Below are 14184 nucleotides of genomic sequence, written 5' to 3'. Positions count from 1 at the left end.
ACAACACGATGGGGTGCCAGTGGTTCTCAAAACCTTCGGCTGGTCGTTCGCAGTCACTGCGCTCGGTCTGGTCGCAGCGGTGTTCTATGGGGGGTGGCCAGGCTTCGGGATCGTCGCGATCCTGTCGATCCTCGAGATCTCGCTGTCCTTCGACAACGCGGTGGTCAACGCCGGAATCCTGAAGAAGATGAATGCCTTCTGGCAGAAGATCTTCCTCACCGTCGGTGTCCTCATCGCCGTGTTCGGCATGCGACTGGTCTTCCCGATCGTGATCGTGGCGATCAGCGCCAAGATCGGGCCCATTGAGGCCGTGGACCTCGCGCTGACCGACGAGGACCTGTACAAGCAGCTGGTCACGGACGCTCACCCGTCCATTGCCGCCTTCGGTGGCATGTTCCTGCTGATGATCTTCCTCGACTTCATCTTCGAGGACCGCGACATCAAGTGGCTCGCCTGGCTGGAGCGTCCGCTCGCGAAGCTCGGCAAGATCGACATGCTGTCCGCGTGCACCGCGCTCATCGTCCTGGTCATCACCTCCGTGACCTTCGCGACGCAGGCCCACCAGCACGGCGGCGTCCACGTGGACAAGGCGCAGACCGTCCTGGTCTCCGGCGCCCTCGGCCTGATCACTTACATGATCGTCGGCGGTCTCTCCGGCTTCTTTGAGAACAAGCTCGAAGAAGAGGAGGAAGCCGAGCACGAGGCGGAGGAAGCGGCCAAGAAGACCGGCAAGCCCGTCTCGGCCGTCGCGATGGCCGGCAAGGCCGCGTTCTTCATGTTCCTCTACCTCGAAGTCCTCGACGCCTCCTTCTCCTTCGACGGGGTCATCGGCGCCTTCGCCATCACCAGCGACATCGTGCTCATGGCCCTCGGCCTCGGCATCGGTGCCATGTACGTCCGCTCGCTGACGGTCTACCTGGTCCGCCAGGGCACCCTCGACGACTACGTCTACCTGGAGCACGGCGCGCACTACGCCATCGGCGCCCTCGCCGTGATCCTGCTCGTCACCATCCAGTACGAGATCAACGAGGTCATCACCGGCCTCGTCGGTGTCCTGCTGATCGGCTGGTCCTTCTGGTCCTCGGTGCGCCGGAACAAGCGCCTGGAACTGGAGGGTGCCCCCGTCGAGGCATGACCGCGGCGGTAATGCGGAACGCTCCATCTGCGGGGCGGCCCAAGGGGTCCACGGACCCGGGGGCCGCCCCGCTTCCGTACGTATCAGGGGACCAGGGGACCAAGGGATCAAGGGGGGTAGGTATGGGCTTCTTCGACGGCATCATGGGCAGCCGCGCCGTGCAGTTCCAGTCGGGCAGCGCCTCGTCGAACGGGATCGAGCTGACCAAGCGACATCCGACGGTGTCGCTCACCAAACAGGGGGCGGTCCACGGCAATCTGCGCGTCAACCTGTCCTGGCGCATGCGCACCTCGGACATCGGCGGCAGCTCCGGGCAGAGCGGCCAGCTCTTCCGGCACCCGTTCAAGCTGTTCAAGCCCGACATGGTGCAGGCGCACACCCAGGGCATGGTCAATGTCGACCTCGACATGGGCTGCCTCTACGAGCTGACCGACGGCACCCGAGGAGTCGTCCAGCCGCTGGGCAACCTGCTCGGCGACATCAACGACCCGCCGTACGTCAAGCTCAGCGGGGACGACCGGTTCGGCTCGGCGTCCGGCGAGACGCTCTACGTCAACCTCGACCACGCCGACGAGATCAAGCGGCTGCTGGTCTTCGTCTACATCTACGACCAGACCCCGGCCTTCGACCGGACCCACGCCCTGGTCACCCTGTTCCCGGTCACCGGGCCGCGGATCGAGATCCCGCTGGAGGAGCGGCACCCGCAGGCCCGCTCATGCGCGGTGGTCTCCCTGGAGCGCGTCAAGGGCGAGCTGGTCGTGCGGCGCGAGGTGAAGTTCGTGTACGGGTTCCAGGCCGAGCTGGACCGGCTGTACGGCTGGGGGCTCCAGTGGGGGCGGGGCTACAAGAGCAGCAAGGCCTGACCGGCGCCCCGGGCCGCGGCCGGGGCCCGGCTCCGGCCGGGGCCCCGGGCGTCGGCGTCAGCGACGGATGAACTGCGGACCCTGCACCGGCAGCCGGAACGACGGGTCTGCGGCGGGACCCGGCACCGGGGCCGGGGACACCGGCTGCGGGTACCCGTAGGCGGGCTGGACCGGCGGCGGGGCCTGCGTGGGCGGCGCCATCGCCGCCGTCTGCTCGGAGGTGGGCCCCGCGCCGGATCCGGCGGCGGGACCGGCCTGCGGGGTCGCGGCGGGATCGGCGGCGGGATCGGCGGCGTTCTCGTCGACCGAGATCCCGTGGTCGGTCGCCAGCCCCACCAGGCCGTCGGAGTAGCCCTCGCCCAGGGCGCGGAACTTCCACCCCTCGCCGCGGCGGTACAGCTCGCCGCAGATCAGCGCCGTCTCGGCACCGGTCTCGGGGCGCACGTCGAAGTAGGCCAGGGGTTCGGAGCCGCCGGCCGCCGTGGCGTCGTAGAGGAGGATCCGCAGGTCGTGGACCCGCTGGAAGGGGACGTCCTCGGCGGAGGCGACCACCAGGATCCGGTCCACCGCGGGGGTCACCGTCCGCAGGTCCGCCTGGACGGCGTCGGTGACCGCGTCGCCGAGCTGCTTCTTGCCGAGTCGCCACACGGCCCCCGAGGGGTGCCGCGGCTGGTTGTAGAAGACGAAGTCCTCGTCCGAACGCACCCGGCCGTCAGCGCCCACGAGCAGGGCGGAGGCATCCACGTCCGGCACCTCGGGACCGGCCGTCCAGCGGAGCACCGCCCGGACCGCCACGGGGGCCACCGGGATGTTCGAGCCCTTCTGCATCGCGTGCGTCATGCACGTCATCCTGCCCTCCCGGGGTCGACCGGGACAATGCGGCCCCCCGTAGGGCCTTGTCCCGAACGCCAGAGCTGGGCATGGTGCAAGAGGGTTACCTGAACTTCATGTGCTTGAGGAACTCTTGACTCGCGTTCGTACGTACTATTACCGGCCACGCCAGTTGGGCCGCCGAGGCAGTACGGGGGAAGCACATGCGTCACTTCGGGCACATATCGCCCACTGTCCGTAAGGACCTCTTCCACCAGGAACCGGCGGAATTCACCGGAGCCTCGCCCGCCCGCGTCCTCGCCGCGGCCCTGGGGGCCACGCTCTACAGCCCCGCCACGCGCCCCCAGCTCGCCCGGGACATCCGTAAGCAGGCCGGCCGCGGCGTCGTCTCCATGGTCCTGTGCCTGGAGGATTCCATCAGCGACGGCGATGTCGCCGACGCCGAGGAGAACCTCGTCCGGCAGTTCGCCGAGCTCGACGGGGACACCGCCGAGCTCCCGCTGCTGTTCATTCGCGTCCGCAGCCCCGAGCAGATACCCGACCTGGTGCGCCGCCTGGGAGGCTCCGCCCGGCGACTGGCCGGATTCGTACTTCCGAAGTTCAACGAGAGCAGTGGCACCCCCTTCCTCGACGCCGTCGCCCAGGCCGAGGCCGTCGGCGGCTGCGGCCGCCTGTACGCGATGCCCGTCCTGGAGACCCCCGACCTCCTCCACCTCGAAACGCGCGTCGAGACCCTCGCCGGCATCTCCCGCACGGTCAACGACCACCGCGAGCGGGTCCTGGCCCTGCGCCTCGGCGTCACCGACTTCTGCTCCGCCTACGGTCTGCGCCGCACCCCCGACATGACCGCCTACGACGTCCAGATCGTGGCCGGTGTGATCGCGGACGTCGTCAACGTCCTCAGCCGCGCCGACGGCACCGGCTTCACCGTCACCGGACCGGTGTGGGAGTACTTCCGCAGCCAGCAGCGCCTCTTCAAGCCACAGCTGCGCCGCAGCCCCTTCCTGGAGGAAGGCGTGGAGGAACTGCGCACCGCCCTGATCGAACACGACCTGGACGGGCTGCTGCGCGAGATCGAGCTCGACCGGGCCAACGGACTGCTCGGCAAGACCTGCATCCACCCCGCCCACGTCACGCCCGTCCACGCGCTGTCGGTGGTCTCCCACGAGGAGTTCAGCGACGCCCAGGACATCCTGCGCCCCGAGCGCGGCGGCGGCGGAGTAATGCGTTCCGTCTACACGAACAAGATGAACGAGGTGAAGCCCCACCGGGCCTGGGCCGAGCGCACCATGCAGCGCGCGGAGGTCTTCGGTGTGGCGAAGGAGGAGGTCGGCTTCGTCGACCTGCTCACGGCCGGGCTCCAGGTGTGAGCGGGCCGGTGACGACGAGGGAAGGCAAGACGATCGACACGGTGTGGTCGGGAACATGGGTCGCGGACCGGCTCGGAGTACGGCTGGAGGACTCCCACGGGGGGCCGCGGCTGACGGAGCTCCTCGGGCTGGCGCTGCGGCGCAACCCCAAGCGGGCACACCTGCTGGTCTCGCAGGTGCTCGGCAAGCACGTCCCGCAGTCCCCGGCGGCCGTCTACGCCGCCGGATACGGCCTCGGCGAACGGGTCCGCGCCCTGCTCGGCGCGGACGGGGCCGCCTCGGCGGTGGTCCTCGGCTACGCCGAGACCGCCACCGGCCTCGGCCACTGCGTGGCGGACGGCCTGGGTCCGGCCCCCTACCTGCACTCCACCCGCCGGCCCGTGCCGGGACTGGAGCCCGCGGGAGGCTTCGAGGAAGCCCACTCGCACGCCACCTCGCACCTGCTGCTGCCCGAGGACCCCGCGCTGCTGGCCGGCAGCGGGCCGCTGGTCCTCGTCGACGACGAGTTCTCCACCGGCAACACCGTCCTGAACACCATCCGCGACCTCCACGCCCGCCACCCGCGCTCGCACTACGTGGTCGTCGCCCTCGTCGACATGCGTTCCGCGGCCGACCGCGACCGGCTCACCGCCTTCGCGGCCGAGCTGGGCGCCCGAGTGGACCTCGTCGCCCTGGCCTCGGGCACGGTGTCACTCCCGCCGGGCGTCCTGGCCGCGGGCCAGGCCCTGGTCGAGGAGCACGAGGCAGCCGCCGACGCCCTCCGGCTCCGCCCGGGGACACCCGCTCCGGCAGACGCCCCCCGGCCCGACCCCGAGCGCCCCGACCCCGAGCGCCCCGACCCCGAGCGCCCCGGCCCCGAGCGCGTCGACCTCGGCTGGCCCGCCGGGGTCCCGGACGGCGGCCGCCACGGCTTCACGGACGCGCACCGCCGAGCGCTGGACGCGGCCCTGCCCACCCTGACCGAGCGGCTCAAGGCCGCGCTCGGCGAGCGGCCCGGCCGTGTCCTCGTACTCGGCAACGAGGAGCTGATGTACGCGCCGCTGCGCCTCGCCAAGGCCCTGGAAGAGGCGGGCGCGGCCCACGAGGTCCGCTTCTCCACCACCACCCGTTCGCCCGTCCTCGCCGTGGACGACCCCGGCTACGCCATTCGCACCCGGCTGGTCTTCCCCGCCCACGACGCCCCGGCCGACGGCCCCGGAGACCGGTACGCGTACAACGTCGCGGGTGCCGGCTTCGACGCCGTCGTCGCCGTCGTCGACTCGGCCGGGGACACCCCCGAGCTGCGTTCGGGACTGCTCGCGAGCCTGGCTCCGCACACCGGCCGCGTCCTGCTGGCCGCCGTACCTTCCTACGTACCCGACCGGCAGGAGCAAAAGCCGATCATGACCGAGCCGACGACGTACGAGCCGACCGCGTACGGGCCGAGCACGCACGGACCGAGCACGCACGGACCGACCGCGTACGAGCCGTTGCGCGGGCCCGCCTTCTCCTCCTACGCCGCCGAGGACGTCGGCTGGCTGCTCCAGGACTTCTCCGACGTCGAACTGGAGGCTGCGACCGAGGAGCGCGAGGAGGCGATACAGGCGGGCGGCGCCCACTACGCGGAGTCGCTGCCCGTCGAGTACCAGCCCTCCCCGCAATACCAGGACCTCTACCAGAGCGCCCTGACCGCCTCGGCGGCCCGCATCGCCCGCGCGGTCGGCACCGTCACCGAGACCGTCCTCGCCGAAGTCCCCCTGCGCCGCGGCCGGCGCGGGAGGTACCCCCACCCGACCCCGGTGCTGGTCTCCCTGGCCCGCGCCGGCACCCCCGTCGGCGTCCTGATGCGCCGCTGGGCGCAGGTCCGGCACGGCCTGGACCTCCCGCACTACGCCGTGTCCATCGTGCGCGGCCGCGGCATCGACGCCAACGCCCTGCGCTGGCTGGCCGCCCACCACGACCCGGCCGACGTCGTCTTCGTCGACGGCTGGACGGGCAAGGGCGCCATCACGCGCGAACTGGCCGCCGCCCTCGCGGCCCATCAGGAGGAAGAGGGGGGCCCCGGCTTCGACCCGGAGGTCGTGGTCCTCGCGGACCCCGGTTCGTGCGTGCGGACGTACGGCACCCGCGAGGACTTCCTGATCCCGTCCGCCTGCCTCAACTCCACCGTCTCCGGCCTCGTCTCGCGTACGGTACTGAGGTCCGACCTGGTCGGGCCCGCCGACTTCCACGGCGCGAAGTTCTACCGCGAGCTCGCCGGGGCCGACGTCTCCGTCGACTTTGTCGACACGGTCGCCGCCCGCTTCGACGAGGTGGCGGAAGCGGTGGACGCCGAGGTCAAGGAACTGCTCGCGGCCGACCGCACCCCCACCTGGGAGGGCTGGACGGCGGTCGAGCGGATCAGCGAGGAGTACGGCATCCACGACGTGAACCTGGTCAAGCCGGGGGTCGGCGAGACCACCCGGGTGCTGTTGCGCCGGGTCCCGTGGAAGATCCTCGCGCAGCGCGGCGCGGGCGCCGACCTGGACCACGTACGGCTGCTCGCCGAGCAGCGCGGTGTTCCCGTGGAGGAGGTCGACGGGCTTCCCTACACGTGCGTCGGACTCATCCACCCCCGATTCACGCGCGGCGCCACCGGCGCCGACGGAAAGGCTGTGGCCTCGAAGTGACTGTCCTGGTAGCCAGTGATCTCGACCGTACGCTCATCTACTCGACGGCGGCCCTCGGCCTGACCATGCCCGACCCGGAGGCCCCGCGGCTGCTGTGCGTCGAGGTCCACGAGAGCAAGCCGCTGTCCTACATGACGGAGACGGCGGCGGGACTGCTGGCGGAGCTGACGGCCGACCCGTCGGTCGTGTTCGTCCCGACGACGACGCGGACCCGCAAGCAGTACCAGCGGATCCGCTTCCCCGGCCGCCCGGCCCCCTACGCGATCTGCGCGAACGGCGGGCAGCTGCTGGTGGACGGGGCTCCGGACCGGGACTGGCGGCGGCAGGTCGCGGCGCGCCTGGCGCAGGAGTGCGCCCCGCTGGAGGAGGTGCACGCCCACCTGCTGGCCACGGCGGACCCGGCGTGGCTGCGCAAGGCACGGGTGGCGGAGGACCTGTTCGCGTACCTGGTCGTCGAGCGCGCCCTGGTGCCCGACGAGTGGCTCAAGTCGCTGGCCGAGTGGTCGGAGGCGCGCGGATGGACGGTCTCCCTGCAGGGCCGCAAGATCTACGCCGTGCCGCGTCCGCTGACCAAGAGCGCGGCGATGCGCGAAGTGGCCCGCCGGACCGGCGCCACGGCCACCCTCGCCGCCGGCGACTCGCTCCTGGACGCCGACCTGCTGCTGGCGGCGGACTCGGCCTGGCGCCCGGGCCACGGCGAGCTGGCGGACGCGGCCTGGACGGCGCCGACGGTGACGGCCCTGTCCACGGCGGGTGTCCTGGCAGGTGAGGAAATCGTCCGCGCCTTCGGCCGGGCGGTTGCGACACTGGCCGTATGACCAAGGGCAACAGCACCAAGATCACTGACGAGCTCTACCGGTACATGCTCGACCACAACCCCCCGCTGGACGCGGTCCAGCAGGGGCTGGTGGAGACGACGTACGCCAAGTTCCCGGACGTCGCCGGAATGCAGTCGGCGCAGGAGCAGGGGCCGCTGCTGGCCTTCCTGGTCCGGCTGACGGGCGCCCGCCACATCGTGGAGGTGGGCACCTTCACCGGCTTCTCGGCCCTGTCGATGGCCCAGGCGCTGCCCGCGGACGGCCGGCTCATCGCCTGCGACGTCTCCGAGGAGTGGACGGCGTACGGCAGGGAGGCCTGGGCGGCGGCGGGCGTCGCGGACCGCATCGAGCTGCGCATCGCCCCGGCGCTGGACACGCTCCGTGCGATGCCCGCCGAGCCGCACATCGACATGGCCTACGTGGACGCGGACAAGGAGAGCCAGATCGCCTACTGGGAGGAGCTCGTGCCGCGGCTGCGCCCGGGCGGCCTGATCGTCACGGACAACACCCTGTTCCACGGCACGGTCCTCGACGAGTCGGCCACCGGCTCGGCGGCCGGTGTCCGCGCCTTCAACGAGCACGTCGCGGCGGACCCCCGCATGGAGTCCGTCATGCTGGCGATCTCGGACGGCCTGACGCTCTCGCGCAAGCGCGAGAGCGTTTAACCCGCGAGAGCGTCTACCGCGGGCGCGGGCGCGGGCGGCGGTGCGGGCTGGGCACGGGTGCGGGCCGGGTTCGGCCGCGTCCCGCGTCCCGCGTCCCGCATGCCGCATGCCGCATGCCGCCGTTCGCGGCCCCGCCGATCGGCCGCTGCGGCCGTTCAGCCGCAGCCGCCCCCGCCGCAGCAGCCCCCGCCGCCTGCCGCCCGGGCGGGCGCCGGGGCACTGCTGGTACCGCCCACAGCCACGGCGGAGAGCAGCTTGACGGTGTCGGCATGCCCCGCGGGGCAGTCGGCGGGCGCGGAGGACTCGGACATCGGCCGGCTCACCTCAAAGGTGTCGTCGCAGGTCCGGCAGCGGAATTCGTATCGAGGCATGCGGCCAGGTTAGCGGCGGCGGGAGGAATTACGGCAGGGTCTGGATCCGCCTCCCGGCCTGTGCCGCCGCCCGCTGCTCCCGGGCCGCCTCCTCGGGGTGGCGGGCCCGCCAGTACGGATTGTCGTGCGGCAGCGCGCTGCCCACCCGCCCGTACATTCCGAACCACATCAGCATCACGCCGACGACGAAGCTGAACAGCACGTTCTGGATCTCGAAGGCCAGGAAGTTGAAGTCGGTGTCCAGGAGGGCGAGATTGACGAATCCGCTCAGGATGAACAGCACCCCGAGCACGATGTTCAGGGTGGAGGCGAAGGTCCCGCCGATCACCATGCCGACGAACAGCAGCCCCCCGATGCAGATCGACAGGACACTGAGCGCGCCGTTGGTGTTCAGGGCGAGCACGGTGTCGCCACCGGTGTCGAAGAACCCGACCTGGTCGATGAGCCCCAGGATGCCGAAGGCGACCAGCAGCAACCCGGTCAGACCGGCGCCGACGCGGTAGACCTTGGCGAGCTTGTGGTCGGCGGGCAGGTGCTCGTCGAGCTGGGCATTGACGGGATGCAGAAGCCGTTGCAGCCGGCCCTGGGAAGCCTGTGGCGCGTGGGTTTCGTACGGCTCATGGGGCACGTACGGTGCGTAATGCTCGTGGGGCTCGGTGCACCCGTAGAGCGCGTGAGGCGAGTAGGACTCATGCGGTGCGGGAGGTGCCTGCGGTGCTCGGGATGCACGAGGCCTGTGGGACGTGTGGGCAGCCATACCGCCCTCCTCTGCTCGGTTTCCGGCCCCTCCAGCATCCGCCGATGCCCGCCTCCGGACAACTCCAGTCTCACCCGGTCTCCGGCCGCCCAGACTCCGGTCTCACCCGACGGCGCGCCCGGCCCGCATGTCCGCCACCACCCGGCCCACCGCCACCCGGACCTCCTCCATCTCCTGCAGGAAATGCCAGTAATCCGGGTGCCGCCCCTCCAGCCCCGCCCGCGCCCGGTCCATCCGGGCCACCGCCTCGTCCAGCGGCCGGGCGTGCCGCGGATCGGGCACGCTGCGGCCCGCCATCGCCAGCCGCTGCGCGTCCCGGATCGCGAAGCGGGTCCGGTCGACCTCGGCCTGCGGATCGCGCGCCACATCCTCCAGCCGCGTCAGCCGGTCCTGTGCCGCGGACACCGCCTCGTCTGTGGCGTCCAGCGAAGCCCGTACCCCGTCGATCAGCACCCCTACGTCGGCCCAGCGCTGCTCGTCCCGCGCCCGGGAAGCCTCCTTGAGGCGGTCCTCCGCCAACGCGACATCCCGTATCGCCTGGTCAGGGACGGGCTGCAGGTCCTGCCAGCACGCCGCGCTGAACCGACGGCGCAGCTCGCTCAGGACCGGATCCACCCGGTCCGCCCGGTTGCGCAGCGCCTGGGCCCGCGTCCGCAGACTCACCAGCCGCCGGTCGATCTCCGCGGCCCGCTCCGGCAGCCGCGCCGCCTCCGCCCGCACGGCCTCGGCGTCCCGCAGGATCCGGTCGGCGCGCTGCACGGTCTCCTGCACCCCGTGCCGGGCCGCGCCCTGGTTCAGCTTGGTCAGCTCCGGGCCCAGCGCGGCCAGCCGCGCCGCCAGGTCATCGGCCCGCATCCCCTTGGCCCGTACGGCGTCCAGCGCGTCGCTCGCCGCCAGCAGCGCGGCCTTCGCCCGCTCCCGGGCCGGCGCGACCCGGGCCAACTGCGTCTCGGCCTTGTCCAGCAGCGGCTGCAGCCCCTGAGCGAAGCGGTCCAGCTCCCCCTTGGCCCGCACCAGCTCCTCGCGCGCCCGGGTCAACTGCTCCCGGGCCTGCGTGGCGACGGAGGCCTCCAGATCCACCCGGTCCAGGTCGTGCGCGTCGACGGCCTCGATGTAGACATGGCTGACCTGGTCGATCCGCTGCCCCAGTGCGACGAACCCCTCGCTCGCCTGCCGCGCGGCGGGCGAACCGTCCGCCGCGGCGATGGTCTCGATCGAGATCCGCAGGTCCCGCTGCGCGGTGTCCAGCTCGTAGAACGCCGCGGCGGCGGCATCCTTCGCCGCCTGAGCATCCGCCCGCCGACTCTCGTCCCGCCCACCGAACCAACGCCGGGATGCCGTTGTCACAATCCCACTCCCGTACCGCGTCCGCCATGCCCCGGTCCATTCTCCCCCACGGGAACGGGTTTGCGTGGGGGGTGCGCCCGCCATGTAGGCTGTCCACTTATCCACGGGTGCGTAGCTCAGGGGTAGAGCGCTGCTCTTACAAAGCAGATGTCGGCGGTTCGAAACCGTCCGCGCCCACCAGCACGAAGGCCCCCAACCGATCTTGGTTGGGGGCCTTTGACGGCTTCAGGTGACATCAACGGGGACGGTCAGGAACGGTCGCACCGGGGCCTGAGCAGCCGGTCCGTGTGACCGACCGCGTCGCTCCGGGCGTCCTGGACGACATGGGCGTACGTCCATGGTGACGGCGATCTGCGAGTGTCCGAGGATCTCCATCACGACCCGGGGCCCGGCGTCCTTGGCCATCCGGGTGAAGGACTGGTTGGTTACACACCGACTACCCGAGAGGACCCAACACCTGATGTCCATATGGCCTTCGATCGTTGCCGTACTCGGCACCCTCGCCGGTGCCCTGACCGCCGGACTCCTCCAGCACCGCTCGGCACGCACCGCACGCGCCGAGGAGCGCTCCGACAGCCACCGCCAGGACCAGCTCGGCGCCGTCACCGACTTCGCGGCCGCCCTGGACGCGCACCGCTCGGCGATGTTCCATCGGGAGCGTCTGGCCCTGACCGAGGCAGGCACCGAGCACCAGTTGGAGGCCCAGACGAGGTCCCACGACACCCGGGCGGCAATCACCGCGCCCCACATCCGCCTTCAGGTCCTGGTCCCCGAGTTGGCCGGCCCCGCCCAGCAGGCCGCAGATGCCACGTACGCGCTGCGCAAGGCCACCGACCGGACCGAGCTGGACGCCCGGCGGCATGCGGCCAAGGAAGCATCCGTCGCCTTCATCTCCGCGGCCGCTACGCTGCTGAGCCCCGCAACCGCCGGCTGAGGACGACCACCGCCGGCGGCCTGGCCGTCCGGCTTCCTCACCAGGGCTCCCAAAGCTGGGGTGAGCGCTACCGTGTGAGCTCCGACAGAGGTGGGGGGTTCACATGGCTGACTACGCCGCTCATGCGCACAGGGCTCAGGAGTTGCTGGACGCGAGCGAGAAGTGGGCGAAGGGCCGGCTCAGTGCCGACCAGCTCATAGCGAGCGCTCAGGTGGAAGCCCTGCTGGCCCTTGCAGCAGCTGTCTCGGGTCGGGACGACAGCCCGGAGCGCGCCGTCGATCACATGAAGTAGCCGCCGCTTCCAGCGGCGCGGCCGCGCCTGCGGCGGGGTTCTGCGGGGCGGGTTTTCGTGGATCTGCTGAAACGCCGCGCAGGCGGACGGTTGTTCATATGATGTGCCTCCTTTGAGTGGTTTCGGGTGGGGGTAGCGATGCGCGGCAGTGACACGGGTGAGGGCGGCAGAGGGCGTAGTCGGGCCGGGGGTGCCGTGCGGCGGGCCGTGGTCGCGCTGTTGGTGGCCGGTGTGGCCGTCGCCTGCGGGCCGGCCGGGGGTGGGGGCCCGGCGGTGTCCGCGCCTCCGCCCCTCCCCTCGGTCTCGGCGGTACCGACCACGGCCTCCCCGACCCCGACCCCGACCCCGCCTGCGTCTCCGTCCCCGGCTCCGCCGCCTTCCCCGACCGCGGCCCCCAGCCCGTCGGGCGTCCCCGACCAGAAGGCACCCAGCACCGTCCCGGCGCCCCAGCGCACGACCAAGGCTCCGACGAAGCCGGCCGAACCCGCGGACACCGCCTGCGAGATCGTCTCCAACGCGGGGAACTGCTACAACGCCGGCCAGTACTGCCGCAAGGCCGACCTCGGCCGGTCCACGCACGCGGGCAACGGCCGTCTCATCTACTGCCGCCAGGACGGCAGCCAACCTCGCTGGGGTTACTAGGTCTTGGCCGGACGATCGGGCCATGGGATCGTCGGGGGATGGGCGAGTGGCTCGCGTGGGGTGGGGTGGTCGCGGCGGTGGCCGCGGTCTTCGTGGTGCTGGAGCGGGCGGTCGGCGCCGGCTTCGAGCGCAAGCGGGACGAGGAGCGGACCCGGCTGCTCGCGCACGTCGCCGAACCGGTGGCCGAGCCCGACGCCGAACCCGTCGGCGGACCGCGGCACCCGAAGTTCGACGACGTCGGCGGCATCCGGCCCCACGCGCCGGCACAAATCGGCGACCGCCGCGACGACTTCACACCGATCCTCGTCGAGTACTACGCCTACGGGCTGACCCAGGCGCGGAGCAGCTTCGCGACCAGCCAGCGGTTCGCCGGGGTCGGAGCGGCGATCCTCCTCTGCGGGGTGGCGCTGGCCGTCTGGAAGGCCGAAGGCGGCGGAGAGCTGTACCTCGGCGTCGTGACGAGTTCGGTCGGCCTGGTCACCACCCTGGTAGGGCAGCTCTTCCACCGGCGGGCCGACATCGCGCTCAAGCACATGGCCGACCAGACCGCCTCGCTGCGCGACGACCGGCGGGCCGCCGAGACGACCCAGCAGGCCATAGGGCTGCTGGACGAGGTCACGGACCCGGAACTGAGGGGCCGGCTCCAAGCCGGATTGATTATGAAATTGTCCGGGGCAGAGCTGCCTCGTTAGCGGGATAGTAGGAGTATGTGCCGTTCCATTAAGACCCTGCGCCCGCCCGTGATCCCCGAGAAGGCCACTGAGGAGGAGATCCGCGCCGCCGCGCTGCAGTACGTACGCAAGGTGTCCGGGTTCCGGGTGCCCGCCGCACACAACCGCGAGGTGTTCGAGGCGTCCGTGGACGCCGTCGCCGAGGCCACCCGGCTGCTCCTCGACGGTCTGCAGGTACGGGGCCAGGCCGCCACCGTCTGACCCGGGGACCTACCGCCTCCCGCGATGCGGTAGGTCAGGCGGCCGAACGACGCCGCAGCACCCACACCCCGGCGCCGAGTGCGCCCACGACGAGGGCGCCGCCCATCGCGATCTGACCGGCGCTCACCGAGCCGATGCTGCCGCCCGTCCCGCCGCGCGCGCCCGCCGGGGCGACATTCAGCGCGACGGTGACGCGCTCACCGCCCGGGCCGCCGCACTCGAAGGTGACGCGGTGGGTGCCCTGCCCGGCGTTGCGGTAGACGGTGGCGTTGCCGAAGAGGTTGGTCGCCTCCAGGTTGCCGGGGGCCAGGCGCACCTCGCCGAAGGCGCTGGAGGAGGCCCGGCCGGTCTTGGTGCCGCAGCCCGCGATGTTGAGGGCGACCTGGCCACCCGGCGCCACCGTGCTGGGGGAGACGGTCGCGGTGGGGGCGGCGTAGGCGAGCGCGGCAGGAGTGGCGGCGGCGATGGCCAGCGACGCGGCCGCGGCGGCCAGCAGTCGGCGCGGCGCGGCGGACCGCCGGGCGGGAGGGGAGACGAGCGGCGTGACGAGCGGCTTGGCGGGCATGGAGAGAACTCCTC

The 14184-nt window shown here is 71.8% G+C and carries 16 protein-coding genes and 1 tRNA gene; 12 read left to right on the top strand and 5 right to left on the bottom strand.

What is annotated here, in order from left to right; all coding sequences use genetic code 11:
• Positions 1 to 19 precede the first annotated feature (19 nt).
• The gene (locus ACFCZ1_RS12140) at positions 20 to 1135 is read left to right on the top strand and encodes a DUF475 domain-containing protein (protein ID WP_376678297.1); all 1116 of its coding nucleotides are present in this window, start codon (positions 20 to 22) and stop codon (positions 1133 to 1135) included.
• 122 nt (positions 1136 to 1257) lie between these two features.
• Complete coding sequence (locus tag ACFCZ1_RS12135) at positions 1258 to 1998, top strand: Tellurium resistance (protein ID WP_376678296.1); 741 nt, start codon at positions 1258 to 1260, stop codon at positions 1996 to 1998.
• A gap of 57 nt (positions 1999 to 2055) precedes the next feature.
• On the opposite strand, the gene ACFCZ1_RS12130 is transcribed toward ACFCZ1_RS12135, so the two are convergent.
• On the bottom strand, positions 2056 to 2838 hold the full coding sequence (locus ACFCZ1_RS12130; protein WP_376678295.1) for a TerD family protein: 783 nt from the start codon (positions 2836 to 2838) through the stop codon (positions 2056 to 2058).
• 194 nt (positions 2839 to 3032) lie between these two features.
• On the opposite strand from ACFCZ1_RS12130, the gene ACFCZ1_RS12125 reads away from it, so the two are divergent.
• The 4 genes from ACFCZ1_RS12125 to ACFCZ1_RS12110 are packed head-to-tail and all read left to right on the top strand — an operon-like array spanning position 3033 to position 8330.
• On the top strand, positions 3033 to 4199 hold the full coding sequence (locus ACFCZ1_RS12125; protein WP_376678294.1) for an HpcH/HpaI aldolase/citrate lyase family protein: 1167 nt from the start codon (positions 3033 to 3035) through the stop codon (positions 4197 to 4199).
• Between the two features lie 8 nt (positions 4200 to 4207).
• The gene (locus ACFCZ1_RS12120; RefSeq protein WP_376678293.1) at positions 4208 to 6847 is read left to right on the top strand and encodes a phosphoribosyltransferase; all 2640 of its coding nucleotides are present in this window, start codon (positions 4208 to 4210) and stop codon (positions 6845 to 6847) included.
• Positions 6844 to 7665, top strand: a complete 822-nt coding sequence (locus ACFCZ1_RS12115) for an HAD family hydrolase (RefSeq protein WP_376678292.1) — start codon at positions 6844 to 6846, stop codon at positions 7663 to 7665. Before ACFCZ1_RS12120 ends, ACFCZ1_RS12115 begins: the two co-directional genes overlap by 4 nt.
• On the top strand, positions 7662 to 8330 hold the full coding sequence (locus ACFCZ1_RS12110) for an O-methyltransferase (RefSeq protein ID WP_376678291.1): 669 nt from the start codon (positions 7662 to 7664) through the stop codon (positions 8328 to 8330). The genes ACFCZ1_RS12115 and ACFCZ1_RS12110 overlap by 4 nt, the downstream gene beginning before the upstream one ends.
• 155 nt (positions 8331 to 8485) lie before the next feature.
• Here ACFCZ1_RS12110 and ACFCZ1_RS12105 read toward each other — a convergent pair whose 3' ends face one another.
• From ACFCZ1_RS12105 to ACFCZ1_RS12095, 3 genes are all read right to left on the bottom strand, one after another.
• Complete coding sequence (locus tag ACFCZ1_RS12105; protein ID WP_376678290.1) at positions 8486 to 8701, bottom strand: zinc ribbon domain-containing protein; 216 nt, start codon at positions 8699 to 8701, stop codon at positions 8486 to 8488.
• A 28-nt stretch (positions 8702 to 8729) separates the two neighbouring features.
• Entirely contained in the window at positions 8730 to 9458 is a 729-nt protein-coding gene (locus ACFCZ1_RS12100; protein WP_376678289.1) for a DUF4383 domain-containing protein, read from the bottom strand.
• A 102-nt stretch (positions 9459 to 9560) separates the two neighbouring features.
• Positions 9561 to 10805, bottom strand: coding sequence for a hypothetical protein (locus ACFCZ1_RS12095; protein WP_376678288.1), 1245 nt, complete (start codon positions 10803 to 10805; stop codon positions 9561 to 9563).
• A gap of 105 nt (positions 10806 to 10910) precedes the next feature.
• On the opposite strand from ACFCZ1_RS12095, the gene ACFCZ1_RS12090 reads away from it, so the two are divergent.
• The 6 genes from ACFCZ1_RS12090 (at position 10911) to ACFCZ1_RS12065 (ending at position 13605) form a co-directional block, all read left to right on the top strand.
• Positions 10911 to 10985, top strand: a tRNA-Val gene (locus ACFCZ1_RS12090).
• Between the two features lie 280 nt (positions 10986 to 11265).
• Positions 11266 to 11739, top strand: coding sequence for a hypothetical protein (locus ACFCZ1_RS12085; RefSeq protein WP_376678287.1), 474 nt, complete (start codon positions 11266 to 11268; stop codon positions 11737 to 11739).
• Between the two features lie 103 nt (positions 11740 to 11842).
• Positions 11843 to 12031: a hypothetical protein gene (locus ACFCZ1_RS12080; RefSeq protein ID WP_376678286.1), complete on the top strand. Its 189-nt coding sequence runs from the start codon at positions 11843 to 11845 to the stop codon at positions 12029 to 12031.
• Between the two features lie 273 nt (positions 12032 to 12304).
• Positions 12305 to 12673 carry a hypothetical protein gene (locus ACFCZ1_RS12075; RefSeq protein ID WP_376678285.1) on the top strand — a complete coding sequence of 123 codons (369 nt, stop codon included), beginning with the start codon at positions 12305 to 12307 and terminating at the stop codon, positions 12671 to 12673.
• A gap of 38 nt (positions 12674 to 12711) precedes the next feature.
• On the top strand, positions 12712 to 13365 hold the full coding sequence (locus tag ACFCZ1_RS12070) for a hypothetical protein (protein WP_376678284.1): 654 nt from the start codon (positions 12712 to 12714) through the stop codon (positions 13363 to 13365).
• A gap of 15 nt (positions 13366 to 13380) precedes the next feature.
• Positions 13381 to 13605: a DUF2277 domain-containing protein gene (locus tag ACFCZ1_RS12065; RefSeq protein ID WP_376678283.1), complete on the top strand. Its 225-nt coding sequence runs from the start codon at positions 13381 to 13383 to the stop codon at positions 13603 to 13605.
• Positions 13606 to 13639: 34 nt separating this feature from the next.
• Here ACFCZ1_RS12065 and ACFCZ1_RS12060 read toward each other — a convergent pair whose 3' ends face one another.
• On the bottom strand, positions 13640 to 14170 hold the full coding sequence (locus ACFCZ1_RS12060) for a hypothetical protein (protein ID WP_376678282.1): 531 nt from the start codon (positions 14168 to 14170) through the stop codon (positions 13640 to 13642).
• Positions 14171 to 14184 lie beyond the last annotated feature (14 nt).

It is taken from the genome of Streptomyces sp. NPDC056224 (assembly GCF_042267665.1).
Lineage (GTDB): Bacteria > Actinomycetota > Actinomycetes > Streptomycetales > Streptomycetaceae > Streptomyces.
This window is presented reverse-complemented; position numbering and strand designations above follow the sequence as displayed.